At 59.9% G+C, this 25,431-nt stretch carries 24 protein-coding genes and 2 riboswitches; of the genes, 9 read left to right on the forward strand and 15 right to left on the reverse strand.

Annotated features, from left to right (window positions below; translation table 11 throughout):
• Nucleotides 1-10 precede the first annotated feature (10 nt).
• Genes ACTIE1_RS07660 through ACTIE1_RS07680 form a run of 5 tightly spaced genes read right to left on the reverse strand, consistent with a single transcriptional unit; the run spans nucleotide 11 to nucleotide 6,277 of the window.
• The gene (locus tag ACTIE1_RS07660) at nucleotides 11-1,303 is read right to left on the reverse strand and encodes an ABC transporter substrate-binding protein (RefSeq protein WP_439560629.1); all 1,293 of its coding nucleotides are present in this window, start codon (nucleotides 1,301-1,303) and stop codon (nucleotides 11-13) included.
• Between the two features lie 49 nt (nucleotides 1,304-1,352).
• Nucleotides 1,353-2,429, reverse strand: a complete 1,077-nt coding sequence (locus ACTIE1_RS07665) for a branched-chain amino acid ABC transporter permease (RefSeq protein ID WP_439560630.1) — start codon at nucleotides 2,427-2,429, stop codon at nucleotides 1,353-1,355.
• A gap of 4 nt (nucleotides 2,430-2,433) precedes the next feature.
• Nucleotides 2,434-3,420 carry a branched-chain amino acid ABC transporter permease gene (locus ACTIE1_RS07670; RefSeq protein WP_439560631.1) on the reverse strand — a complete coding sequence of 329 codons (987 nt, stop codon included), beginning with the start codon at nucleotides 3,418-3,420 and terminating at the stop codon, nucleotides 2,434-2,436.
• Between the two features lie 32 nt (nucleotides 3,421-3,452).
• A complete protein-coding gene (locus ACTIE1_RS07675) occupies nucleotides 3,453-4,277 on the reverse strand; it encodes an ABC transporter ATP-binding protein (protein WP_439560632.1) in 825 nt (274 codons plus the stop codon).
• A gap of 17 nt (nucleotides 4,278-4,294) precedes the next feature.
• Nucleotides 4,295-6,277: an AMP-binding protein gene (locus tag ACTIE1_RS07680; protein ID WP_439560633.1), complete on the reverse strand. Its 1,983-nt coding sequence runs from the start codon at nucleotides 6,275-6,277 to the stop codon at nucleotides 4,295-4,297.
• Nucleotides 6,278-6,499: 222 nt separating this feature from the next.
• Between ACTIE1_RS07680 and ACTIE1_RS07685 the strand changes: the two genes are divergently transcribed.
• The 4 genes from ACTIE1_RS07685 (at nucleotide 6,500) to ACTIE1_RS07700 (ending at nucleotide 10,593) form a co-directional block, all read left to right on the forward strand.
• Nucleotides 6,500-8,428 (forward strand): PAS-domain containing protein, encoded by a 1,929-nt coding sequence (locus ACTIE1_RS07685; RefSeq protein WP_439560634.1) that lies wholly within the window; start codon nucleotides 6,500-6,502, stop codon nucleotides 8,426-8,428.
• A complete protein-coding gene (locus tag ACTIE1_RS07690; protein WP_439560635.1) occupies nucleotides 8,425-9,129 on the forward strand; it encodes a response regulator transcription factor in 705 nt (234 codons plus the stop codon). Before ACTIE1_RS07685 ends, ACTIE1_RS07690 begins: the two co-directional genes overlap by 4 nt.
• Before the next feature lie 75 nt (nucleotides 9,130-9,204).
• Entirely contained in the window at nucleotides 9,205-9,666 is a 462-nt protein-coding gene (locus ACTIE1_RS07695) for a universal stress protein (RefSeq protein WP_439560636.1), read from the forward strand.
• An 81-nt stretch (nucleotides 9,667-9,747) separates the two neighbouring features.
• Nucleotides 9,748-10,593 carry a fumarylacetoacetate hydrolase family protein gene (locus tag ACTIE1_RS07700; protein WP_439560637.1) on the forward strand — a complete coding sequence of 282 codons (846 nt, stop codon included), beginning with the start codon at nucleotides 9,748-9,750 and terminating at the stop codon, nucleotides 10,591-10,593.
• A 78-nt stretch (nucleotides 10,594-10,671) separates the two neighbouring features.
• On the opposite strand, the gene ACTIE1_RS07705 is transcribed toward ACTIE1_RS07700, so the two are convergent.
• The gene (locus ACTIE1_RS07705) at nucleotides 10,672-10,917 is read right to left on the reverse strand and encodes a YdcH family protein (protein ID WP_439560638.1); all 246 of its coding nucleotides are present in this window, start codon (nucleotides 10,915-10,917) and stop codon (nucleotides 10,672-10,674) included.
• A gap of 168 nt (nucleotides 10,918-11,085) precedes the next feature.
• Nucleotides 11,086-11,634, reverse strand: a complete 549-nt coding sequence (locus tag ACTIE1_RS07710) for a gamma-glutamylcyclotransferase (RefSeq protein ID WP_439560639.1) — start codon at nucleotides 11,632-11,634, stop codon at nucleotides 11,086-11,088.
• Between the two features lie 66 nt (nucleotides 11,635-11,700).
• Here ACTIE1_RS07710 and ACTIE1_RS07715 point away from each other — a divergent pair, with 66 nt between their 5' ends.
• Nucleotides 11,701-12,660, forward strand: a complete 960-nt coding sequence (locus tag ACTIE1_RS07715; protein ID WP_439563327.1) for a DUF2125 domain-containing protein — start codon at nucleotides 11,701-11,703, stop codon at nucleotides 12,658-12,660.
• On the opposite strand, the gene ACTIE1_RS07720 is transcribed toward ACTIE1_RS07715, so the two are convergent.
• Nucleotides 12,619-13,023: a VanZ family protein gene (locus ACTIE1_RS07720; protein ID WP_439560641.1), complete on the reverse strand. Its 405-nt coding sequence runs from the start codon at nucleotides 13,021-13,023 to the stop codon at nucleotides 12,619-12,621. The genes ACTIE1_RS07715 and ACTIE1_RS07720 overlap by 42 nt on opposite strands.
• A 60-nt stretch (nucleotides 13,024-13,083) precedes the next feature.
• Nucleotides 13,084-13,944 carry an RNA polymerase factor sigma-32 gene (locus ACTIE1_RS07725; protein ID WP_439560642.1) on the reverse strand — a complete coding sequence of 287 codons (861 nt, stop codon included), beginning with the start codon at nucleotides 13,942-13,944 and terminating at the stop codon, nucleotides 13,084-13,086.
• A 142-nt stretch (nucleotides 13,945-14,086) separates the two neighbouring features.
• On the opposite strand from ACTIE1_RS07725, the gene ACTIE1_RS07730 reads away from it, so the two are divergent.
• The 3 genes from ACTIE1_RS07730 to trpE all read left to right on the forward strand — a co-directional run bounded on the left by ACTIE1_RS07730 (nucleotide 14,087) and on the right by trpE (nucleotide 18,151).
• The gene (locus ACTIE1_RS07730; RefSeq protein ID WP_439560643.1) at nucleotides 14,087-14,638 is read left to right on the forward strand and encodes a MarR family winged helix-turn-helix transcriptional regulator; all 552 of its coding nucleotides are present in this window, start codon (nucleotides 14,087-14,089) and stop codon (nucleotides 14,636-14,638) included.
• Between the two features lie 118 nt (nucleotides 14,639-14,756).
• Entirely contained in the window at nucleotides 14,757-16,619 is a 1,863-nt protein-coding gene (locus ACTIE1_RS07735; protein ID WP_439560644.1) for a SurA N-terminal domain-containing protein, read from the forward strand.
• Between the two features lie 5 nt (nucleotides 16,620-16,624).
• On the forward strand, nucleotides 16,625-18,151 hold the full coding sequence (trpE, locus tag ACTIE1_RS07740) for an anthranilate synthase component I (protein WP_439560645.1): 1,527 nt from the start codon (nucleotides 16,625-16,627) through the stop codon (nucleotides 18,149-18,151).
• 235 nt (nucleotides 18,152-18,386) lie between these two features.
• On the opposite strand, the gene gcvP is transcribed toward trpE, so the two are convergent.
• From gcvP to gcvT, 4 genes are read right to left on the reverse strand one after another with little or no spacing between them, the layout of a single operon-like run.
• Entirely contained in the window at nucleotides 18,387-21,227 is a 2,841-nt protein-coding gene (gene gcvP / locus ACTIE1_RS07745) for an aminomethyl-transferring glycine dehydrogenase (protein WP_439563328.1), read from the reverse strand.
• Nucleotides 21,228-21,231: 4 nt separating this feature from the next.
• A complete protein-coding gene (locus tag ACTIE1_RS07750) occupies nucleotides 21,232-21,567 on the reverse strand; it encodes a hypothetical protein (protein ID WP_439560647.1) in 336 nt (111 codons plus the stop codon).
• Nucleotides 21,567-21,926 (reverse strand): glycine cleavage system protein GcvH, encoded by a 360-nt coding sequence (gcvH, locus tag ACTIE1_RS07755; RefSeq protein ID WP_439560648.1) that lies wholly within the window; start codon nucleotides 21,924-21,926, stop codon nucleotides 21,567-21,569. The genes ACTIE1_RS07750 and gcvH overlap by 1 nt, the downstream gene beginning before the upstream one ends.
• Before the next feature lie 8 nt (nucleotides 21,927-21,934).
• The gene (gene gcvT, locus ACTIE1_RS07760; protein ID WP_439560649.1) at nucleotides 21,935-23,059 is read right to left on the reverse strand and encodes a glycine cleavage system aminomethyltransferase GcvT; all 1,125 of its coding nucleotides are present in this window, start codon (nucleotides 23,057-23,059) and stop codon (nucleotides 21,935-21,937) included.
• 67 nt (nucleotides 23,060-23,126) lie between these two features.
• A riboswitch (glycine riboswitch) is annotated at nucleotides 23,127-23,196 on the reverse strand.
• 3 nt (nucleotides 23,197-23,199) lie between these two features.
• Nucleotides 23,200-23,291, reverse strand: a riboswitch (glycine riboswitch).
• Between the two features lie 82 nt (nucleotides 23,292-23,373).
• On the opposite strand from gcvT, the gene ACTIE1_RS07765 reads away from it, so the two are divergent.
• Nucleotides 23,374-23,940 (forward strand): gamma-glutamylcyclotransferase, encoded by a 567-nt coding sequence (locus tag ACTIE1_RS07765; protein WP_439560650.1) that lies wholly within the window; start codon nucleotides 23,374-23,376, stop codon nucleotides 23,938-23,940.
• 42 nt (nucleotides 23,941-23,982) lie between these two features.
• Here the strand turns inward: ACTIE1_RS07765 and ACTIE1_RS07770 are convergent, their stop codons facing one another.
• Together ACTIE1_RS07770 and rlmB are read right to left on the reverse strand one after the other, a co-directional pair.
• Complete coding sequence (locus ACTIE1_RS07770) at nucleotides 23,983-24,579, reverse strand: DUF2799 domain-containing protein (RefSeq protein ID WP_439560651.1); 597 nt, start codon at nucleotides 24,577-24,579, stop codon at nucleotides 23,983-23,985.
• Nucleotides 24,576-25,370, reverse strand: coding sequence for a 23S rRNA (guanosine(2251)-2'-O)-methyltransferase RlmB (rlmB, locus tag ACTIE1_RS07775; RefSeq protein ID WP_439560652.1), 795 nt, complete (start codon nucleotides 25,368-25,370; stop codon nucleotides 24,576-24,578). The genes ACTIE1_RS07770 and rlmB overlap by 4 nt, the downstream gene beginning before the upstream one ends.
• Nucleotides 25,371-25,431 lie beyond the last annotated feature (61 nt).

Raw genomic sequence — 25,431 nt, forward strand, 5'->3', positions numbered from 1 at the left:
GCTGTTGTGCTTAGTTCAGGCAAGCGGGGCTGAGGTTGTTTTCAGCCGCATAGGCAAGACTGTCTTCCATGGCCATTTCCATGATCAGATCGCGATCCGGCTCGATCCAGTCGGTGATCAGGTTCCATTCACCGGCTTCCGCGTCCCATTGCTGGATCATCGCGGCACCCGAACCACCATGGTTTTCACATGCCACCGAGAAGGCAGGCCCGAAATTCGGCAGGCCAAGCTCGGCCATCAGCTCCTCGGTGATTTCCAGATTGGCCATGCCGTCGCGCATCATTGCGGGCGTGATTGCCGCAACGCCGTGGATTTCCTGCGCCTTCTTCGCGGCCTCGACCGCCAGCATGGCGGCATACATACCGCGCGAATACAGCACAGTGCCCACTTCATCGCCTGTGCCTGCATATTTGCCGGTGTCGATGACATATTGCTGCATGTCTTCATAGATCGGGTAATCCATGCCGGTGCCATGCATTGCAAGCGCCTTGTAGCCATGTGCGCCGGACCCTACAGGACGCACATCCTGCTGGGAACCGGACCACCATACGCCAATGAAGTTCTCCATCGGGAAACGGATATTCGCGGCTTCCTGAATGGCGGTCGGGTTCATCACCCCCCAGCCCCACATGACAACATAATCGGGCCGTTCACGCCGGATCTGCAACCACTGGCTGCCCTGTTCCTGACCGGGGCTGTCTACACCGATGGTCACCAGTTCATAGCCGTGGGTTTCGCCAAGCCGCGTCAATGTGGGGATGGGTTCGCGCCCATAGGCCGAGTTGTGATACAGAAGCGCGATCTTCTTGCCTTCAAGGCTGCCATCGTTTTCATCCAGCAGATAGTTGATGATCACGCTGGCCCCGTCCCAGTAGTTCGCGGGGTAGTTGAAGGTCCAGTTGAACACCTCGCCATTCACGGCGGATGTGCGCCCGTAGCCCATGGTGTGCATGGGAATGCCGTCTTCCATCGTGCGCGGGATCAGCTGATAGGTGATGCCCGTAGACAGCGGCTGCAACACCAGCGGGTTGTCATTGCGGATGGACTGGTAGCATTCGACCCCGCGTTCGGTGTTATACGCGGTTTCGCATTCGGTCTGGCGGATGGGCACACCACCGATACCGCCATCACGTTCGTTGATCAGCGTCAGGTAATCGGAATACCCGTCCGCGAAGGGAATGCCCCCGGCCGCGAATGGTCCCGTGCGGTAGCTAAGTGACGGGAAGTGCAGTGTTTCGGCCAAGGTTGGGCCAGCTACTACCATGGTCGCCGCAAGTGTCGCGGCCAGTTTGGTCATCTTCATCGGTTCTCCTCCCATATGGATGACAGTTCCAGAAATCAGCCCGCCCCGATCAGTAAGGGAAGGGCCAAAGGCGCAGTTTCTCTTTTATTGTACGCCACAATGCCGCGATGCCATGCGGCTCCACGATCAGAAAGACGATGATCAGCGCCCCCACGATCATGATTTCCAGATGCGCGGCAAGATCGGTCGGCCAGCCCAATGTGTTGACCAGCAACAGCTTCAGCAGAACCGGCCCGACGATCAGAAAGGCGGCCCCTGCAAATGCCCCGAATATGGACCCCAGCCCGCCAATGATGACCATGAACAGAACTAGGAACGACTTGTCGATGCCAAATGCCTCGCCTGCCTCGGCGGCCCCAAGATAGACGGTGAACAGCAGCGCGCCGGATATGCCCACAAGGAAGCTGGACACCGCAAAGGCCGTCAGTTTGGCAATCAACGGGTTCACCCCGATGATTTCGGCAGCAATGTCCATATCCCGAATGGCCATCCATTTGCGCCCGATGCTGCCGCGTGTCAGGTTGCGCGCCAGCCATGCGCATGCCACCAGAAAACACAGGCAGATCATATACATCGATACAGCCGATGCGCGCGGCCCCGTCACCGGCACCCCGAATACTTCGCGGGTCGGCGCGGAAATCATGCCAGTGGGGGAATAATTGTAGAACCACGCCGTGCGCGTGAACAGCCAGATCAGGAAGAACTGCGCCGCCAATGTGGCCACCGCCAGATAGAACCCCTTGATGCGCAAGGATGGCAGGCCGAACAATACCCCAACACCGGCAGTCACGATGCCCGCGATAATAATCACGAAAATGATGTTCAACTCGGGGAATGCCGTCATCATCTTGTAGCTGGCATAGGCCCCCACTGCCATGAACCCGCCAGTGCCCAGCGACAACTGCCCACAATACCCGATCAGGATGTTCAGCCCCAGGGCCGCAATCGCATAGATCAGGAACGGAACAACAATCGAATTTGCCCAGTAGTCATTGATGATCAGCGGCATCACCAGAAAGGCAAAGCCCAGCAGAACATAGTAGCCATAACGATCGAACTTGATCGGAAAGGTCTGGCTGTCGGCGACATAGCTTGTCTTGTAATCGCCCGCTTCACGGTAAAGCATATCCCTAAACCCTTTCGATAATACGTTCGCCAAACAAGCCCTGTGGCCTGAACAGCAGGAACACCAGCGCCAGCATGTAGGCAAACCAGTTCTCTGTCGCGCCCCCGATGATGGGGTTCATGAAGAAGTCGAACAGTTTCTCGCCCACACCGATGATAAGACCGCCCACGATTGCGCCCGGAATGGATGTGAACCCCCCCAGAATAAGCACCGGCAGCGCCTTCAGGGCGATCAGCGACAGGGAAAACTGCACGCCCGATTTCGACCCCCACATGATGCCTGCAACCAGCGCCACAATCCCCGCGATGGACCAGGTCAGAACCCAGATGAAGCGCAGGCTGATACCCACCGATAGCGCGGCCTGATGGTCGTCAGCCACAGCGCGAAGGGCGCGGCCCTGTTTGGTGTATTGCGAAAATACCGTCAGCACCGCGACCAAAACGGCGGCGATACCTGCCGCCCATATTTCCAGCCGGTCAATGTAGAAGCCATATCCGAACCATGCAAAAGTCGCATCATCAACAGCGCCTGACATGCCCTTGGGCAGACCGACATCCAGCGCCTTGACCTCGGCGCCCCACATGATGTCCCCGAACCCTTCCAGAAAATAGGCCAGACCGATGGTCGCCATGAACAGGATAATCGGTTCCTGATTGATCAGGTGTTTCAGAATGTAGCGTTCGATCAGGATCGCCAGAACAATCATCACCAGCACTGTGGCAGGGATGGCCAGCACCGTGGGCATGTTCCAGCCGAAATGGTGCAGCCTTGTGCCCAGCATGGCGTTGATCAAATGCGAAAACGGTATCTGGCCCGACTGGAATCCCACCAGCGTCAAGGCCGCAAACAGCGCCAGCACACCCTGCGCGAAGTTGAAGATACCGCTGGCCTTGAAGATCAGCACAAAACCAAGCGCCACCAGCGCATACATCACACCGGCTGTCAGCCCGTTCAACGCGGCCTCCAGTGCGAAAAGTAACGTATCAGGCATATCTGCCCCCTCCCCTGCGGTCTGTCGCCTGTTCAGTCATGTGAAACGCCCAGATAGGCGTTGATGACTTCTTGATTGTTGCGCACCTCGTCGGGGGTGCCGTCGCCGATCTTCTTGCCGTAATCCATGACAACCACACGGTCGGACAGGTCCATGACCACGCCCATGTCATGTTCGATCAGCACTGTGGTCGTGCCGAATTCGTCATTCACATCCAGAATAAAGCGGCACATGTCTTCTTTTTCTTCGACATTCATGCCCGCCATGGGTTCATCCAGCAGCAGGATGCTGGGTTCGGCCGCCAGCGCGCGCGCCAGCTCCACCCGTTTTTTCAGCCCGTAGGGCAGGCGCGACACCGGCGTTTTACGGATATGCTGGATTTCCAGAAAATCGATGATCTTTTCGACCTGCTCGCGGTTCTCGGCCTCCTCGCGGGCGGCGCGGCCCCACCAGATGGCTTGCTGGAACATGTTGGCCTTCATGTGGTGCAGGCGCCCTGTCATGATGTTGTCCAGAACGCTCATGCCTTCAAACAGCGCGATATTCTGGAAGGTGCGCGCAATTCCCTGCTGCGCCACCTGATAGGGGCGCATGCGCGGGCGCCTGTAGCCTTTGTAGATGACCTCGCCTTCCTGCGGATGGTAGAATCCGGATATCACGTTCAGCATCGACGATTTGCCCGCGCCGTTGGGGCCGATAATGGCGCGGATCTCCCCCCAGCGAATGTCGAAACTGATGTCCTTGATGGCCACAACACCCCCGAAGCGCAGGGTGATGTTGCGCATTTCCATCGCAACGCCCCCGATCTTGCGCCCGTCTGCGGTGGTGTAGCCCTCGTCTGGATTGGTATCGAGCATCGTTCCCCCCTGCCCGTTCATTCTGCGGCCACTTGTTGCGGTGCGGTGCCGAAAACTCTTGCATCGCGGATTTCCAGCGTGGCCTTCAGTTTACCTTTGCGCCCGTCTTCATAGGTGACTTCGGTTTCGGTATAGATACTGTCCTTCCCGCCATAGAGGGCGTCGATAAGGTCGGCATATTTTTCCTCGACGATGCGGCGGCGCACCTTGCGCGTGCGCGTCATTTCGCCGTCATCCGCGTCAAGTTCCTTGTGCAACACCAAAAAGCGGTGCACCTGACAGCCTGACAGCATCTTGTCCTGCGCCACGCTTTCATTGACCTGTTCCACATGGGCCTGAATTGTGTCCAGCACCGGCTTCAGCCCCGCCAGTTCCTGATAGCTGGAATAGGCGATATTGTTGCGTTCCGCCCAGCTGCCAACAGCGCTAAGGTCGATATTGACGAAAGCCACGCACCTGTCGCGCCCGTTTCCGAAAACCACCGTTTCCAGAATATTCGGAAAGAATTTCAGCTTGTTCTCAACATATTTGGGCGCAAACATACCCCCATCAGCCATTTTGCCCACATCCTTGGCGCGGTCGATAATGCGCAGATGGCCGGAGCCTTCCTCGAAAAAGCCCGCATCACCGGTTGCGACCCATCCTTCGCTGTCTTTGGTGGACGCAGTGCTTTCAGCGTTCTTGTAGTAACTCTCGAACGTGCCGGGAGAGCGGTAGAACACCTCTCCATTCTCGGCGATGCGCACCTCGACACCTGGCGACGGCACACCAACAGTGTCCGAACGCACCTCGCCATCTGGTTGCTGTGTAATGAAAACGCTGGCTTCGGTCTGGCCGTAAAGCTGTTTCAGGTTGATGCCGAGCGCGCGATAGAAATCGAAGATTTCCGGCCCGATCGCCTCGCCCGCGGTATAGGCCACGCGGATGCGGCGCAGGCCAAGCGTATCTTTCAGCGGGCCATAAACCAATGCATGTCCAAGGGCATATTTCAACCGGTCCAGTGCGCCGACCTGCTTGCCGTCCAGCAGTTTGGGGCCGGTATCGCGGGCGAAATCCATGAAATGGTGGAACAGCTTGCGCTTCAGCGGTGACGCATCTTCCATGCGGATCATGACCGTGGTCAGCATGGTTTCAAAAATACGCGGCGGCGCGAAGTAATAAGTCGGTCCAATCTCGCGCAAATCCGTCATCATCGTTTGCGCGGATTCAGGGCAGTTTACGCAAAACCCTGTCCAATACGCCTGCCCGATGGCGAAAATGAAATCGCCCACCCATGCCATGGGCAGATAGGCCAGAATTTCGTCCCCCGGGCGCAGATTGTCGAATTCCGAACTGTTCTTCGATGTGATGATGATGTTGCGATTGCTGAGCACCACGCCCTTGGGCTTGCCGGTGGTGCCCGACGTGTACAGCATCACGCAGGTGCTGTCCCATCCCAGCGCCGCAATGCGCTTGTCCAGTTCCGGTTCCAGCCGTGTTTGCGCCGCGCGCCCTTCGCGCATGACATCTTCCAGCCAGTTCATGTGGCTGTGGTCGTATTTGCGCATGCCGCGCTTGTCCAGATACAGGATTTCATCGATGCAATGCACCGTTTCCTGAACCTCGATCACCTTGTCGACCTGTTCCTGATCACTGCAGACAACGAACCGCGCGCCGCAATGATCCAGCACATAGGCCATCTCCTCGGCGACCGCATCCTGATACAGCGGAACGGGGATCGCGCCTACCGATTGCGCGGCGACCATGGACCAATACAGTGCGGGACGGTTGCGGCCGATTATGGCAACATAATCGCCCTGCTTCATTCCAAGGGCCAGAAACCCCAACGCCATCGCACGGACCTGGTCATTGGTTTCGGACCATGTCCAGCTTTGCCAGATCCCGAACTCCTTCTCGCGATAGGCCATCTGTCTGGCGTATCGTGTGGCGTTGCGTGCCAAAAGCGCAGGAACCGAGCACAGCTCGTCCGGCGCCGTTTTCGGTGATGCTGTGGTGGTCACAGGCAAGCTCCTCCTCAATCCTCTGCCGGAACACTGGCGCAAACAGGCCCCCTCTCCTGCCGGTATGCGCGCGTCGTCCCGAACGTGTGCCGCCATGTGGCGATGCGATTCTTTCCGCAGTTTTGCCCAAACCTTACGAATTGTAACGCCCGATCTTCGGGGCTTCCGAACAGGGAAATGGCAGTCTAGGGTTCGCAAGGGGCAGACCAAGGGGGCGCGCGCATGGCATTGACGGAAAACACCCGCATCAATCTGATGGCTGCGGGCCTGAACATGATCCAGCAGGCCTTGTCCATCTTTGACAGCAACCTGCGGCTGTCGGTCAGCAACCTGCGCTATCAGGAAATGTTCGAACTGCCGGAATATCTGGTGCAACCCGGCGTCGCATTCGAGGATACGATCCGCTATCTGGTGTCGCGCGGGGAATATGGCCCCGTAGACGACGAGGACGAAGCCGTGCGCACCCGCGTCGAGGCAGCGCGCGCCTTTGTTCCCCATTACATGGAACGCCTGCGCGCCAATGGCCGCTGGATCAGCGTCGAAGGCGCACCCCTGCCGCAGGGTGGCTGGATTACCGTCTATACCGATATTACCGAAGTGAAGCTGCAAGAAGGGTTGCTGCGCGCAAGGTCCGAAGAACTGTCCGATGAATTGCTGTCCCATGCCGAACGGCTGGCCGCCACGAACCGCGCACTTGCCGCCAGCAACGCAGCGCTGGAACAGACCAAACGCGACCTGACCGAGATGGAGGCCCGCACCCGCCTGACCACCGAAATGATGCCCGCCCATATCGCGCATATGGATTGCGATTTGCGCTATACGTTTTCAAACCGGCGGTTGTCATCCATCTTTCCCGGCCTGCCGCGCAATGTTGTGGGCCACCCCGCGCAAGCGGTTCTGGGCAGCGTTTATGAAAAGATCCTGCCGCTGCTGGAACGGGCGCTGGCGGGGGAAAATGCAGTGCATGAATTCACCCATGACGAAAGCGGGCGGCGCATCCGGCTGGCCCTGACACCCGACCGTGTGGGCAATGGTCCGATCAACGGCATCTATATCATGTCGATGGACGTGACCGAGGAAACACAGGCCCGCGCCGCCCTTGCCCAGACCCGAAAACGCGAACTGGCCGCGCAACTGTCGTCGGGTATGGTGCATGATTTCGGGAACCTGCTGACCATCATTCTGGGGTTGCAGGGCCAGATGATACGGCGCGGCGACCTGCCTGCACAAACCGTCCAGCTTGTGCAATCCACGATCGCAGCGGCGCGTCGGGGCGGTGTCCTTCTGGAACGGCTTGCATCAATTTCCGGCCACCGGCAGCTGCAACCCCGACCGACAGACCTGCATGCGCTGCTGCATGACCTGACCTTGATGGCCCGCCCCGCATTGCCCGACAGCCTGCGTCTTGATGTACAGATCACCCCCGACCTGCCGCCTGTCATGCTGGATCAGGGGGTGTTGCAGGACAGTTTGCTGAACCTGATCCTGAATGCGCGCGACGCGATGGCGGGCAAGACCGGCCAGATTGCGCTGGGGGTGGCAACGGTGGCCGACACATGGCTTGAACTTACCCTGACCGACACAGGAAGCGGGTTCAGCGACGAAGCGCTGCACAAAGCGCTTGATCCGTTCTTTACCACCAAGGGCGCGGAAGGGTCAGGGCTGGGGCTGGCGATGGTCTATGACCAGATAACCCTGTCAGGGGGCACGGTGCGTCTGGCCAACAGACCGCAGGGGGGCGCGCAAGTGACATTGCGCCTGCCCTATAAACCCGTGCGTCCGGCCCGCAACATGCCACGGGCCGGGCTTGTGCTGCTGGTCGAGGATACCCAAAGCATCCGCGAGGCGGTGCGCGTCATGCTGTGTGACATGGGCCATAGCGTGATCGAGGCGACAACCGCCGATGAGGCGCTTGCGCTTGCCGACCTGCCCGATCTGGACATCATGCTGTCGGATATCAACCTGCCCGGCACGCTGTCGGGGCTGGACCTTGCGCGCGCCCTGCGCGGCCGCGGGCATATACGCATTTGCCTTATGACCGCGTTGCCCCCATACGACAAGCTGCACCTTGAAGCCGCAAACGAGTTTCGCGTGCTGACAAAACCGTTCGGCCCCCAAGACCTGCGCTTCACCCTGGAGGGACTTGCATGACCACAGCCCATATCGCCATTCTGGACGACGAACCCGAAATCCGGCAAATCCTGTCACAGGCGTTGCAGGATGCGGGGTTCCAGACATCGGCCTATGCGCGCGCGACCGAGTTTGAGGCCGCATTGCGCAAGATAACCCCTGATGTGTGTCTGGTGGATCTGGGCCTGCCCGACCGTGACGGGCTGGCACTGGTGCACCGGCTTGCGCTGGAATCGGGTGCGACGATCATCATCATTTCAGGGCGCGCGCAGGTGCAGGACCGCGTGACAGGTCTGGAACTGGGGGCAGATGATTATATCATCAAACCCTTTGACCCCGCCGAAGTCGTGGCCCGCATCCGCGCAAGGCTACGCAAACCCGCCACCACCGGCAGCGCCACACCGCAAACCGCGCAGTTCAACGGCTGGATTGCACAGTTCGAGCGCTATGTCCTGATTGACGATCAAGGGCAGGAAACCCCGTTCAGCCATGCCGAAGGCGAGGTGTTGCGCCTGTTTCTGCAAAGCCCCAAGCGCCTGATTTCACGCACGCAGATGCTGGACACCCTTGGTGGCAGCGCCGGAGAGAGTTTTGACCGCGCGATGGATGTGCGGATATCACGCCTGCGCACCAAGCTGCGCGAGGACCCGCGCAACCCGCGATTGATCAAGACAATATACGGGGCGGGATATATCTTTCTAGGGGATGTGGTCTGGAGTTGACGCATTGCAGGCTTGGTGTTTACAGCCAGGCCCGATTTGGTCAAGATGCAGGCAGTTTCAACAAAGGAATGCGTCATGCGCAAATTTCTGGTTGTGTTGGATGACAGCCGCGAATGTCTGAATGCGATCCGCTTCGCGGCACTTCGCGCGGCCAAAACCGGCGCCGAGGTGCAGATTTTGTCGGTCATCAGCCCTGAAGAATTCCAGGGCTGGATCGGCGTGGCCGATGTCATGCGCGCCGAAGCCCGCGAGCGGATCGAGGCCCATTTTGAAGTATTTGCCAAGTGGATGCGCGACCGCAAGGGCCTGCACCCCGAACTTGTGATCCGCGAAGGCGACGCCGTCGAAGAAGTTCTGGCCCAGATACAGGATGACCCCGATATCGGGTTTCTGGTGCTGGGCGCGGGCACGGAAGGGAACAACCCCGGCCCGATTGTCACCCAGCTTGTGCGCAATTCCGGCACATTGCCGATCCCGATAACGATTGTCCCTGGCGAACTTGACCGCGACAAGCTGGAAGCAATCGCCACCGGATAACCCCATACCCTGCCCCCTTTGCACGAATACAGGCGTCCCGCCGCGTGCGGGGCCGAAACGCGACCAACGGAGCATCGCAACATGAAACTACTTCGCTACGGCCCGCTGGGGCAGGAAAAACCGGGATGTCTGGATGCGCAGGGAAACCTTCGTGACCTGTCGGGCGCCAGTGCAGACTTTGGCGGCGACACAGTCTCGATCGCTGCGTTGCACAAGCTGTCGCAGATTGATCCGGCCACCCTGCCGGTGGTCGCCCAGCCCGCGCGCATTGGCGCGCCGCTGGCATATGTTCCCAATTTCTATTGTATCGGGCTGAACTATGCCGCCCATGCCGCCGAAACCGGCGCGGAAAAACCGCAAGAGCCGCTGGTATTTTCCAAAGCAACATCATCGCTTGCCGGCCCCGATGACCCCATCACCATTCCGCGCGGGGCCAACCGCACCGATTGGGAAGTGGAATTGGGGGTCATCATCGGCAAGCGCGCATTATATGTAAGCGAAGCCGATGCGCTGGCCCATGTCGCGGGGTATTGCGCCGTCAATGACGTATCCGAGCGTGATTTCCAGAAGAACCGCGGCGGGCAATGGATCAAGGGAAAGTCCGCGCCGGGTTTTGGCAAGATCGGTCCATGGCTGGTCACCGCCGATGAAATTCCCGACCCGCAGGCGCTGCGGTTACAGCTTTCGGTCAATGGCGATCAGCGGCAGGACTCGACAACAGCGGATATGATTTTCACTGTCGCGCAAATCGTGTCCTACATGTCCCAATTCATGGAACTGGTTCCCGGCGACGTGATTGCGACTGGCACGCCGTCAGGCGTTGCAGCCGGAATGTCACCGCCGCAATTCCTGCGACCAGGGGACATTGTGTCGCTAAATGTCGAAGGATTGGGCGCGCAGGAAGCGCATGTTGTTGCTGCACCGTGACATTGCACCGTGACATTGAACAGGGCCGCGCACGGGTCGCGATGTCGAAATCCAAACGACAACGCGACCCTGCACGCCCTAGCTGACCGCTTCCTTGAGCAGGCGCGCAATTTCGTCTTTCAGGGCCAGACGCTTGCGGCGCATCTCAATCTCGTGATCACCGGAAACGGGTTCGACCAGGGTTTCTGCACGATGGATCGCGCGGTTCACCGCATGATATTCATCCGAAAGGCGGCGGAAATGCGCATCCTCTGACTTCAATCGGTGAATAAGATCAGCAGATTGCGGGAATTCTTCGGCCAGTTCATGCGGGGTGTGGGTCATTCAGGGCTCCTGTCTTTAATCATCTTTCAAGCTTAGATGATTTGATCGTGGAAAACCTTGATCTGTCGCAAACCATTGACGCCTGTTCGGCTGTGTCTGACGGTTTATGCCCTTGGAAACTGCAACAAACGGTATCCCGAAGCGTGTCGGGTGATACCGAAAACCGCATCAGGCAGGGCGTGCCCCGATTTCGCGGACCCGCTGGGCAAGCCAGTCTAGCTGCGGATCCTGCAATCCCAGTTCGCCCAGATGGGCGGCGGTGTTTATCAGATACTCGCAATTCGGGCCGCGCCCGCCTGCGGCGCGCGCAATGATCTGCGCCTGTTCTTCAAGCGCCATACCCCCGCAATACTGGTCATGCGCGCGGTCGATCACATAGGTTACAGCATCAATCCTGCGCCCGTCGCGCAGATGCAGCGCCTCAATACGTTCCAAATAGGCGGCTGAAATCAACTCCCGCGCGCGCAGGTATTCCAGTGTTTCCTCGGCTATGCGGGCCGGAATCTCGAATGCGACCCCTTCGCAATGTCCCGCCCCCCTGTCCAGTGCCAGAACAAGACCGGGCTGTGCCACAGTTCCACGGTGATGGATTGAACGCATGCAGAAGGAGCGCGTGTACCCGTCCAGCCGCGCGATATGGCGACTGGTCCACGCAAAACCGGGGTTCCAGATCAATGATCCGTATCCGAATACCCAAAGTGACTCGCGCCGCAGCATGTGACTGGTCCTTTCCTGCCTGCAAGGTGTAAACACAATTTACGAAATGATGAACAGGGGCAAGTGATGCGACTAATCTTGGCAACCATCGTGTTGGCCGCAATCGGATATGGCACCTACTGGCATATCTCGGCGCGTGGTCTGGAGCAGGAAATCGCTGCCACATTGGACCGCAACCCCCATATCAGTGTCGCGGATTATGACCTTGGCGGGTTTCCCCACCGCTTTGACCTGACGCTGGACGCACCACGCCTGCGCCTGCCCGAACGCGGGCTGGAATGGCACGGGCCGGTTCTGAACATTCACGCGCTCAGCTACCAGCCCCATCATGTGATCGCCGTATTCCCACCGGAGCAGATGCTGTGGCTGAACGGGCAAGAATGGACATTGCGCAGCCCCGATGCCCGCGCCAGCGTGGTAATGGACCGCAACCGTTCGGGCATTCTGGACCGTGCCAATCTGGTCTTTGACACGCCCGAATTCACCCGACTGTCCGAACTGCACAAGGCAGACAGCCTGCGTGCCAGCGTCACCCGCAGTAACGACACGGCAGATTATGACGTTGCGCTGGAACTGTCGGGCTACCGCCCGGACGAGGGCGTTATGTCCGCACTTGACCCGAACCGCAGCCTGCCGCCAATGCTGGCACGCAGCCGCGCCCTTGCCACGCTAAGGTTCGACAGCCCCCTGCAACCGGGCATGGCCGCCCCCGACCTGATCGACATCACAATCACCGAGATGGACATCATCTGGGGGGATATTGCGGTTCAGGCCAGCGGCAGGCTGCAACCTGATGTTGCGGGCACATTGTCGGGCCAGCTGGATCTGCGCATAACCCGTTGGGATCAGGTTCTGGACCTGCTGGTCGCCGCGGAGGTCATGGCACCGGATGCCGCCCAAATGGCACAGATGCTGCTGACATCCCTAAGCGACCGTGACAGCGGGCAGCTTGACCTGCCCTTGCGGGTGCGCCAGTCGGTCATGTCATTCGGGCCGGTTGCGTTGGGCATGCTGCCGCGACTTTGACCGGCGGCGCATGCGAAACCACACAGCGCAAGGCAAGGCCGAAATCACCCCCAGACTATTGGCAATGAAATCCGCAAACTCGGCAGACCGGCCAAAATGCGGCTGGATCAGTTCCACCGCCCCCCCATACAGAACCAAGCCTATCAGAATGGCAGGCCAGAACCGCATGCGCGCGACATAGGCCGGAAAGGCCACAATGAAAAACACCGCAAAATGGACAAGTTTGTCCACATGACGGGGCAAACGCCCCTCGCCCTCGGGTACCGGAATCAACAGAAGTATGGTCACCACCACCAGCAGGATAACCGACACGACAAGGGCAACGCGGCGCAGACGGTCAGAAATCACTGGCGGCTTGAACATGGTCTGCGCAGTCCCGGTCGATGGCAAATGCCGCGTCCGTGACAGAAACACCCAAAAGGTTCAAGCCCGCAGGCGCTCCGGCTCTGCGTCATGACGCAACTGTGCCGTTATTCTGCCCATTGCGCGTTCTTCCAGCTGGCGAACACGCTCTTTCGAGATGCCCATCTCGGCACCAATCTCGGCCAGGGTGCGCGGCACGTCCAGCAAATGGCGCTCCGTGATGATGCGCTTTTCACGGTCGGGCAGTTCACCAACGGCGGAATACAGCATACGGCGGCGGCGGCGCGTTTCCAGATCGTCCAGAACGTAATCCTCGGTCGCAATGCCCCCGTCTTCGATCGTGTCCAGCCAGTCGCGGCCGTCATCCTCGCCCCCGCCCTGCGGCGAATTCAGCGACAGGTCCTGACCGGACATCCGCCCCAGCATGATTTCCACCTGCGCCTGCGGCACATCCAGTTCGCGCGCAACACTGCTGGACAGGGATTCGTTGCGGATTTCGCCATCATCCAGCTTGGACAGGGTCTTGCGCAAATGGAAAAACAGCTTTTTCTGCGATGCGTTGGTCGCTGTGCGCACAACAGACCAGTTGCGCATAACATATTCCTGCATGGAGGCCCTGATCCACCATGCCGCATAAGTCGAGAATCTGGCACCGTTTTCGGGATCATACTTTTCCGCCGCGCGCATCAGGCCCAGATTGCCCTGCTGGATCAGATCATCCAGCGGCATGCCATACCGACGAAACCGCGTCGCCACAGAAACGGCCAGCCGGCTATAGGCATTGATCAGACGGTGCAGCGCCGCTTCGTCGCGGTGGTCACGCCATGCGATTGCCAGATCATGCTCGGTCTGCGGTTCCAGCATCTCGCGCTTCATCGCGTTGCGAATGAACTGGCTTGTTCTGGGGTCTCGCTGTTCCATTGCGTCCTCTCGTCCCAGTGATGGTATCGGATCGAAACTATATCGTATCGCTATCATTTGGGTGACAGGCTTGTCAATGCCTCGGGGGCGGATTACCTGCTATGCACCATGAACAAATTGACCACGGGATAACAGCACTGACATGACCCAGGATACGGCCGATCTGATTGTGCATCTGGCGCGACTGGCGCAGAATACCGGCCGGACAGACCTGACCGCCGCACAATGGACGGCGCTGCGGTTCTTTGCCCGCGCCAACAGGTTTTCGCGCACGCCATCCGCCTTTTCGGAATTTCATTCGACCACGCGCGGAACCGCATCTCAAACAGTCAAATCATTGGTAACATTGGGACTTTTGCAACGGCAAAACAACACAGCCGATGCCCGGTCAACCTTGATAGAGGTGACACAGGCAGGCCATGACATGCTGCGCCAGGACCCGCTTGGCGACCTTCGCCGCGTCCTGTCTGCCCTGCCCGAGGACTTGCAGCGCAGCCTGCAGGTCGCATTGCAACGCGCCACCACATCGCTTGCGACCTTGCGGCAGGTTCCCACCTTCGGCACTTGCGCCGATTGCAGTCATTGCAAGGAAGGCACCGACACCGCGTATTGTCACTGCACCGAAAGCATGCTGACGCGTCCGGAAATGGGGTCTTTTTGTATTGATTTCCGCCCGGCGGACCGCGCCAGCTAACCCCGCACGCGCGAACACCACCGCAACACCCCTGCCCCCGATCAGAATGCTTGCCCCTGCGCACAGGTTTCCTTACACAAGGCGCCAAGCCAACGGGAAACGTGGAAAGAATTATCGTATGTCGAAGCCCAAACCAAAATCCGGCCAGAAATTCTCGGCCAAGAACATCGCCGCAGGCTTTTTGATGGCGCTTCTTGCGCTTAGCCTTCTGGGCTTCGGGGTCGAAGGGTTTGGCGGGGGCGCGCGCAGTATCGGCAGCGTGGGCGGACGCGATATTTCAACCAATGAATATGCCCGCGCCCTTCAGAACGAATTGCGCGTTCTGCAAAGCCAGTCCGGACAGTCCATCACCATGGAACAGGCGCGCCTGTTCGGTCTGGACCAGATGGTGCTGGAACAACTGGTCACCACCGCCGCACTGGACAACGAGGCAGAGCGTCTGGGCGTGTCCACCGGCGACGAAACCGTGCAGCGCGAAATCCTGCAAATCAGCGCGTTTCAGGGCATTGGCGGGCAGTTCGACCGAGAGGCCTATCGTTTTGCGTTGCAAAATGCCGGTTTGAATGAATCCGAATTCGAGGATTCGATCCGCGAGGATGTCGCCCGCAGCATATTGCAACTGACCGTGATCAGTGCCGCCCGCGCGCCCGATCTGTTGACAACACCATTGCTGAACTATCAGGCGCAGACACGCGATTATTCTGTCCTTGCGCTGGTCAGTTCCGACCTTGAAACCCCTGTCGGCATGCCCGCCAGCGCCGATCTTCAGGCGTTTTATGACGCAAATATTGACAGCTACACCCTGCCAGAAGGCAAGCGCCTTCGCTATGCGTGGCTGACGCCCGACATGCTGATCGACACTGTCGAAATTGACGAGGCGATCCTGCGCGACGCCTATGAGGCGCGCGCGGCAGAATTCCGCCAGCCCGAACGCCGCCTTGTCGAACGGCTGGTATTTTCCGACATGCAACAGGCCGAAGACGCGGCCGCACGCCTGCAATCAGGGGAAATCACGTTCGAGGATCTTGCCGCCGAACGCGGGCTGAGCATTGAGGACACCGATATGGGCGACGTCACGCGCGCCCAGCTTGGCAGTTCTGCTGATGCGGTTTTCGCCCTGTCGGAACCCGGTATCGCGGGGCCGGTCGAAACCTCGCTCGGGCCTGCAATATTCCAGATGAACGGCATACTTGCCGCGCGCGAAACCCCTTTTGAGGATGCTGCCCCCCAATTGCGCGAAGAACTGGTTGCGGATCGTGCACGGCGCATTCTGTCGGATGATCTGGATATGTTCGAAGACCTGCTGGCGGGTGGCGCCACAGTGGAAGAACTGGCGCAGGAAACCGAAATGCGCGGTGGTGAAATCGACTGGCGCGATGGCGACACCAGCGGTATCGCCGCCTATCAGGCGTTCCGCGCTGCCGCGCGTGCTGTCCAGCAGGGCGATTTTGCGGAAATCCAGATTCTGGATGATGGCGGCTTGTTCGCTGTAGAGCTGATCGAGGATTTGCCCCCGACGCCACGCCCCCTTGACGATATCCGCACACAGGTCACACGCGACTGGCGCAGCGCACAGATTGTCGAGAACCTGAGCACACTCGCCGATGAAATTGCCGGATCGCTGCGTGATGGCGCGGATTTCGCGGCGCTGGACCTGACCCCCGAACGCTTCGAGGGCATGACACGCACTGATTTCCTGCCCGACCTGCCGCGTGATCTGGTCAGCGCCGCATTTGCCATGTCCCCCGATGATGTGCGCGTTGTCACGGGCGAGGAGCGCGTGTTTATCGTGCAACTGCACGCCATTTCCGACCCTGACCCGCTGCTGGATGACGTCGCTAACCTGCGCGATGCCCTGTCGGTGCAACTGGAACAAAGTCTGGCGCAGGATCTGTTCACCTATTTTTCATCTGCCCTGCGGCAATCCCAACCCATACAGTTCAATCAGCAGGTGATTGACGCTGTTCACGCGAATTTCTGAACCCTATGGCCAGCCTTATTCCTGAATACCAGCATTTTGAAAATGGCTGGTCGCGTGGTGAAAACCAGCTTGTCTATACCCGCCTGGCGGCTGATCTGGACACGCCGGTGTCACTTTACATGAAGCTGGCGGGCGGCAGCCGCGACAGTTTCATTCTGGAATCTGTCACCGGCGGAGAGGTGCGCGGGCGCTACTCCATTATCGGGCTTAAACCCGATCTGGTCTGGGAATGCCGCGGCACCCAAAGCCGGATCAACCGCGATGCGCGCTTTGATCCCGAAAGCTGGCAGGACCTGCAAGGCCACCCGCTGGACACGCTGCGCGATGTTCTGGCCGAAAGCCGGATTGATATGCCCGATGACCTGCCCGCAGCCGCAGCGGGGCTGTTCGGCTATCTGGGCTATGACATGATCCGGCTGGTTGAAGATCTTCCAAACATCAACCCCGACCCGATCGGCGTGCCCGATTCCATCATGCTGCGCCCGTCTGTTGTGGCGGTTCTGGACGGTGTGAAGGGCGAAGTCATCGTCGTCTCGCCCGCATGGGCAGGGTCCGGCCTGTCGGCGCGCGCGGCCTATGCACAAGCGGCAGAACGGGTGATGGATGCAGTGCGCGATCTTGAACGCAGTGTGGCACAGGCCCCGCGCGAATTAAGCAGCGACGCGCAGCCGCTGGGTGCGCCAGTGTCCAATTTCGCAAAATCCGATTATCTGGCCGCAGTCGAGATTGCGAAGGAATATATTCGCGCGGGCGATATTTTTCAGGTCGTGCCATCGCAGCGTTGGTCGCAGAAATTTGCCCTGCCGCCCTTCACGCTATACCGCTCGTTGCGGCGCACGAACCCGTCGCCCTTCATGTTCTATTTCGATTTTGCAAACCAGTCCGGCGGGTTCCAGATCATTGGCGCCAGTCCCGAAATTCTGGTGCGCCTGCGCGATGGCGAAGTGACCATCCGGCCGATTGCCGGAACCCGCCCGCGCGGGGCGACACCCGAACAGGACCGCGCCTACGAATCCGATCTTCTGGCCGACCAGAAGGAACTGGCCGAACACCTGATGCTGCTGGATCTGGGGCGCAATGATGTGGGGCGTGTGGCCAAGATTGGCACAGTGCGCCCGACGGAAGAATTCATCATCGAACGCTACAGCCATGTCATGCATATTGTGTCGAACGTGGTGGGCGAACTGGCCGAGGGGCAGGACGCCCTTTCGGCCCTTCTGGCGGGGCTTCCGGCTGGCACAGTTTCCGGTGCGCCCAAGGTTCGCGCGATGGAGATCATCGACGAGCTGGAGCCGGAGAAACGCGGCGTTTATGGCGGAGGCGCGGGGTATTTCGCGGCGAATGGCGAAATGGATATGTGCATCTGCCTGCGCACAGCCGTGTTGAAAGACCAGACCCTGTATATTCAGGCAGGTGGCGGGGTCGTTTATGACAGTGACCCCGAATCCGAGTATCAGGAAACGGTCAACAAATCCAACGCCTTGCGCCGCGCAGCAGATGATGCAGGCCGGTTTTCGGGTGGGAATGGCTGAATTGGATTTAGGGCTGCGTTTGGCCTGAAGCGGTCATTGGGTATCGTCCCAAGGCGCGGAGCCAAGGCCGCAGGTGGCCCGCGCCATCGGCGGGCCGTCCCGCGGCCTGCCGATGGTGCGGGCTTCATCCAAGTGCGAAGGGCCGCAAAAAGCCAGAATTGCATCCCCCCAGTTGTCGCTATGCGACGCGGCCCCGAAAACCATCGGGGCCGCTGGTTCATCCCGTCACGCGACTTTATTCCGCCGCGTCAAGATAGCTTTCAACAGGCGGACAGGTGCACACCAGATTGCGGTCCCCGAACACATTGTCCACCCGCCCGACAGGTGGCCAGTATTTGTCGCCCCTGAAGCTAGCGGGCGGGAAACACCCTGCTTCGCGCGAATAGGGGCGATCCCAGTCTGCCACCAGATCCTCGACCGTATGGGGGGCATGTTTCAGCGGATTGTTTTCCGCATCCATCGTGCCATCCTCGACCGCGCGAATCTCATCACGAATGGCCAGAAGTGCCGTGATGAAACGGTCAATTTCGGCCTTCGTCTCGGACTCGGTGGGTTCCACCATCAGCGTGCCCGAAACAGGCCAACTCATCGTGGGCGCATGGAAACCGTTATCGATCAAGCGCTTGGCAATATCGTCCACGGTGATACCCGCCTTGGCGAAGGGGCGTGTGTCAATGATGCATTCATGCGCCACGCGCCCCTTGTTGCCCATGAACAGGATATCATAGGCCCCGCGCAACCGTGCCGCGATATAATTGGCGTTCAGTATGGCCACGCGCGTGGCCTGTGTCAGGCCCGCGCCGCCCATCATCAGGCAATAGGCCCATGAAATCAGCAAGATGGACGCCGACCCGTAAGGTGCCGCCGAAACCGGCCCTTCCGACCCGCCAATTTCAGGATGGCCCGGCAAAAACGGGGCCAGATGTGCCTTCACGCCAATCGGCCCCATGCCGGGGCCACCCCCGCCATGGGGAATTGCAAAGGTCTTGTGCAGGTTCAAATGGCTGACATCGCCACCAATATCACCCGGTTTGACCAGGCCCACCATCGCATTCAGGTTCGCCCCGTCAATATAGACCTGCCCGCCATGCTCATGGGTTATGGCGCAAACCTCGCGCACGGTTTCCTCGAACACGCCATGTGTGCTGGGATAGGTGATCATGCAAGCCGCCAGCCGGTCGCCTGCTTTCGCAGCCTTTTCGCGGAAATCATCAAGATCCACATCACCATTCGCGCTGGATTTGACGACGACCACCTTCATGCCGCACATCTGCGCGCTGGCGGGATTGGTGCCATGCGCCGACACAGGGATAAGACAGACATCGCGGTGCCCCTGCCCGCGTGCACGGTGATAGGCCTGAATCGTCAACAGCCCCGCATATTCGCCCTGCGCACCGGAATTGGGCTGCATCGACATGGCGTCATAGCCGGTGATTTCGCAGAGTTTCGCCTTCAGGTCGGAAATCGCCTGCGCATAGCCCTGCGCCTGATCGGGCGGGCAGAACGGATGCAGGCTGGAAAATTCCGGCCATGACAACGGGATCATTTCCGCCGCTGCGTTCAGCTTCATCGTGCAAGACCCCAGCGGGATCATCGCGCGGTCCAGCGCAAGGTCACGGTCGGACAGGCGCCGCATGTAGCGCATCATTTCCGTCTCGGCGCGGTTCATGTGGAATATCGGGTGGGTCAGGTAGTCACTTTGGCGCAGGAACGCATTGTCAAACCCCAGTTCCGCACGATGCGGCGGCACCCCTTCGATTCCGAACACCCGCAACACGGAAATCAAGACCTGTTCATCGGTGGTTTCATCCAGCGAAATGCCCACATGCGTGGTGCCGATCTTGCGCAGGTTCAGCCCTTCCTGACGTGCGGCGGCCAGTATCCCCGCCTGCCCCACACCGACATCAACCGTGATGGTGTCAAAGAAATCCTTGACCATCACCCGCGCGCCCGCCGCGCGCAGCGCATGGTACAGGCGCTGGGTGCGGAAATGCACCCGTTCGGCAATGGCGCGCAGGCCCTTGGGGCCATGGAACACCGCATACATGGACGCCATGACCGCCAGAAGCGCTTGCGCGGTGCAAACATTGCTTGTCGCCTTCTCGCGCCGGATATGCTGTTCACGGGTTTGCAGCGACAGGCGATAGGCGCGATTGCCGCGCGCATCAATGCTGACGCCGACAATCCGCCCCGGCATGGCGCGCTTGTAGTCGTCGCGGCAGGACATGAACGCGGCATGCGGCCCGCCATAGCCCATGGGCACCCCGAAACGCTGCGCGGAGCCCACCGCAATATCCGCCCCAAGGCTGCCGGGTTCGCGGATCATGGTCAGCGCCAGCAGGTCGGTCGCCATGATCGCCAGTGCCTTCGCGTCATGCAGCGCGGCAATCTGGGGGGTGAAATCACGCAGGTCGCCGTACGTTCCGGGATACTGGAATATAGCCCCGAACACCTGATCGGCCTGAAGCGTTTCCGGTGCCCCCACAATGATTTCAATGCCCAAAGGGGCCGCGCGGGTCTGCATGACGGCAATATTCTGTGGATGGCAGTTTTCATCCACAAAAAACGCGGTCGCTTTGGACTTGGCCACGCGCTGCGCCATGACCATGGCTTCGGCACAGGCTGTGGATTCGTCCAGCAGTGACGCATTGGCGACCGGCAGGCCCGTCAGATCCGCAACCATGGTCTGGAAATTCAGCAAGGCCTCCAGGCGACCTTGGGCAATTTCGGGCTGATAGGGGGTATAGGCAGTATACCAGGCCGGATTTTCAAAGATATTGCGCAGAATTGCAGGCGGCGTCACCGTGCCGTAATAGCCCTGCCCGATCAGGCTGGTCATGATCCGGTTTTTCGCCCCCACCGACCGCAATTTCGCCAGCAACTCGCCTTCGGACAGGGGAGCCCATGTCAGCGGGGCGTCCTGCCGCAGATCGGCGGGGATGGTCTGGTCAATCAACTGGTCCAGACTGTCGCAGCCCAGCACGTCCAGCATCTGTGCCATTTCTTCGGGTGTTGGCCCGATATGGCGGCGATTGGCGAAATCATAGGGGTTATAGTCAGTGGGGGTATAGGTCATCAGTTTACCTCTGTGGGTCGGCATAGCGGCCCGTAAATCGCAGTCTCAGTTCTAGATTTTCAAGGTCCACGTTAAGATCGGTGAAGTGAAAGACCCCGACATAGCCATCACGTGCCAGCGATTGCTCGTCTTTGTCGCGCTGGATCACAACCAGATCATAAGATTCCAGTGCTGACACCAGTTCCTTAAAACGCTTCTGGCCGGGATGTTCAGGGCTGATCTTCGCTTGGTAAAGATCAGCTCCGACACGTAAGGTGTGGTGCAATACACCCAGCATGCGGCCCTCGACATCGGCCACCCAGCGTCCGCGCTCACCGGAAATCTTAACCCTTTTCGCCATCAGCCCAGAAATTCCTTGTATTCGTCCTCGGACATCAGATCGTCCAGAACACCCAGATCATCGAGTTTCATCTTGAAAAACCATGCATCACCCTGCGGGTCGTCATTGACCAGCGCAGGCGTGTCCACAAGCGCTTCATTGACCGCGACAATCTCGCCATCGACGGGGGCCAAAATGTCGCTTGCGGCCTTGACGGATTCAATCACGCAAACCTCGTCGCCCTTGACGACCATGGTTTCGATTTCAGGCAGTTCCACGAAGACGACATCGCCAAGCTGTTCGGCGGCATGTTCGGTGATTCCAACGACAACGACATCGCCTTCGACGCGCAGCCATTCATGTTCTTCGGTAAAACGCATAGTGTCCCTCATTTGCGGTAGGTTGATGGTCGAAAGGGTAAAGCGGCCACAGTCACAGGCAAACGCTTGCCGCGCAATTCGGCCCAGAGTTCCGTGTCCACGCCTGTATATTCAGCAGGCACATATCCCATTGCAACAGGTCTTTCGACCGAAGGACCGAACCCGCCCGACGTGATGGTGCCGATTTGCGCGGCGCTGTCTTGCGCGGCAAATAACGGGGTTCCCGCCCGCATGGGGGCACGTCCTTGGGGCAACAGTCCGACACGCTGGCGCGGCGCGCCCTGTGCAAGTTGCTGCAAGATCACGCTTGCGCCCGGAAACCCGCCCGCGCGCGCCCCGCCTTCGCGGCGCGCCTTCTGGATGGCCCAGTTCAACGCTGCCTCAACAGGGGTGGTGGTGCTGTCGATGTCATTGCCATACAGGCACAGTCCCGCTTCCAGCCGCAAACTGTCGCGCGCCCCAAGGCCCACTGGCGCCACATCCGCATGCGCCAGAAGTGCGCGCGCGAAGCTGTCGGCATGGGTATCAGGCACTGAAATCTCGAACCCGTCCTCGCCGGTATAGCCAGAACGCGACACCCAAAGCGTGACCCCGTTCCAGTCATGATCGGCAACGTCCATGAAACGCATTCCGGCGACATCAGGCAGCAGTCCCGCCAGAACCGGTTCCGCGCTTGGCCCCTGCAACGCCAGCAAGGCGCGGTCCACAATTTCGGTCACGTGCAGTTCCGGAAGGTGCGCGCGCATATGCGCCAGATCCGCAGCCTTGCACGCGGCATTCACCACCGCCAGCAGATGGTCGCCGCGATTGGCCACCATCAGGTCATCCAGAATACCGCCCGCGTCATTGGTGAACATCGCATAGCGCTGGCGCCCTTCCGGCAATTCCGCCAGCGCCACAGGCACCAGCCGTTCCAGCGCAAGTGCAGCCCCCTGCCCGCGCAGGATGACCTGCCCCATATGGCTGACATCGAACAAGCCAGCCTTGGCCCTGCAATGCAGGTGTTCGCCCATCACGCCCTGCGGGTATTGCACGGGCATGTCATAGCCCGCAAACGGCACCATTCTGGCCCCAAGTTCCAGATGCAACGCATGTAATGGCGTGCGGCGCAAATCGGTGTGCGTATCAGACATACTGCCCCTTCCGGTTGGGCCTGCCAGCCCGGGTCCATGTTGCGGCCTTGGCCGCGCTCCATGCCCCCTCTGTCCTGTGCGCCTGAGATCGCTATCCCTTCGGCGGGCGGCCGTGACTGGCGCGCCTCTCTCCAGAGTCCGTGTGCAGACCGGTCCTTTTGCCTGAGAGTTTACCGGGGCGGTTGCTCCTTCGGCCCTGACGTGGTGATCAGTGTCTCCCGTATCTGCGCGTTTGTGGTAGCGGAAAGGGAACGTATTTGGCAAGTGAAAATCCCGCGCTTGCACCTTGGGCACAAACTGTTCAGATATATCGCATGAGTGATCCTTATTTCTTTGGCTACGGGTCTTTGGTGAACCGCCAGACCCATGACTACACCGACGCCCACAGGGCCGCGATTCGCGGCTGGCGGCGTGAATGGCGGTTTTCCCACCGGCTGAACCGCACATTCCTAAGCGTTGTCCCCGATCCGGCGTCGCGCATTGACGGGCTGGTGGCCCGCGTTCCCAACGCCGATTGGGGCGCGCTTGATTTGCGTGAAACCGGATATGGCCGTCACATTGTGCCGGATGAACACCTGAGCCATACATCCCCTGTTCCGGTCAGCGCACAAATCTACGCTGTGGCGCTGGGCGATTCCGATCTGCCCCACCCGACGCAGCATGTGCACCTAAGTTATCTGGATGTCGTCGTTTCCGGCTTTCTGGCCGAATTCGGCGCGGATGGGGTTGAACGGTTTTTCGCCACAACAACCGGATGGGGCGGGGTTCTGGATGACCGCGCAGCGCCCTTGTACCCGCGCGCACGCCCGACAAGCACAGAATTGCGCGAGTTGGTCGATGACAGCCTGTCGCAGCTGGGCGTCAGCCGGATCGGGCTGTAATTTCACCGCGCAGGCGGCAGCACGGCCCTGCGATGCACGCCATTACCCGCCGACACGCGCGCGGAAGGCCGCCACCTCGCGTTCCAGCCGGCGCAGCGCCGCGCGTTCCAGCCCCAGTTCCAACCGAAGATGCAGGATGTCAGACCGCGTATTGTGCAGGTCTGCGCGCATCCCGTCATCGCCACCCGCCGCCAGCCCGGCAAGGGCTGCGCGATTTTGGTCTTGCAGGCTGCTGATTTCATTCAATACATTCTGAACGCGCTTTTTTTGCGCATGTTCACGCAAGCCCAATGCATGACCTTCGTCAAATCCGGCGGCCAATCCCGCAGGGCACAGGTTATGGTTGATACGCCCGCGCTGGCCCTGCTCCAATCCGCTTAGGGGCGTACAAAAGCGCTGCAACCCCAGATCGTAGCCGCGCTGCCATTCTGTGCGATCGGGCGTCACATCAACTTTTGCACATTGGCGCTGATGCCGGTCAAACTGGATATCCGGCCGCACGCCCGCTGTCCCGTCGCGCAGACCAATGGCCTGCCAGTCGCCTGCCATGCAGTCTTCGCGGCTGATGGATGCGCAGGAGGCAAGCGCGGTCAGTGCTGCAAGCATCAGGACCGCCGTTTTCATGGTCCCCGTCGTCATGCTGCGGTGTCCGGTTGCGCCAGTCGCGCGGCATACAGCGCGACCGCCGCCGCATTTGACACGTTCAATGACCCGAAATCCGCGGCCGAGGGGATGCGCGCAATGTAATCGCAAGTATCACGCGTTTTATCACGCAGCCCCGGCCCTTCTGCGCCCAGCACCAGCCCGATGGGACCGGCGGGCACGGACGCCAGTGTCTGCCCAAGGGTCTGCGGCCCGTCCCCGTCCAGCCCGACAATGACATAGCCCATATCCTTCAGGCTTTCCATTTCCTCGGCCAGATTGCGCACCCGCAAATAGGGCTGGCGTTCCAACGCGCCGCTGGCAGTCTTGGCCAAGGCCCCTGTTTCGGGGGCCGCATGGCGCTGGGTGGCAATGACAGCACGCGCGCCAAACACCTCTGCCGAGCGCAGGATCGCACCGACATTATGCGGGTCGCTGACGCGGTCCAGAATCACCACCAGACCGGCCCCGTCAACGGGGGCGCAACGCGCGGCCGTGTTCCCCCAATCCAGCGGGCGCACTTCCAATGCGGCGCCTTGATGCACGGAATCAGCCGCGATCGGGGCCGCAAACTTGCGCGCATCCGAGATTTCAGCCGTCATGCCACTGGCGGCAATCGCATCCTCCAGCTTTTGCGCGGCGTTCAGGGTGACCACCAGCCGCAGTTTGTCGCGCATCGGGTTCATCAACGCATCGCGCACAGCATGCAGACCAAACAGCCACAGCGTTTCATGCTTCGCCGCGCGCCGCGCCTTTTCCTTGTCTATAACCCAATCAGGCTTTTTCATGCCGTGCTCCTCGTTTTGCCGCATCGGGCACAGGTTCTTTCATCGACCATGCGCAGCCCTT

Origin of the sequence: Roseinatronobacter sp., from assembly GCF_051859525.1 — a bacterium.
GTDB lineage: Bacteria > Pseudomonadota > Alphaproteobacteria > Rhodobacterales > Rhodobacteraceae > Roseinatronobacter.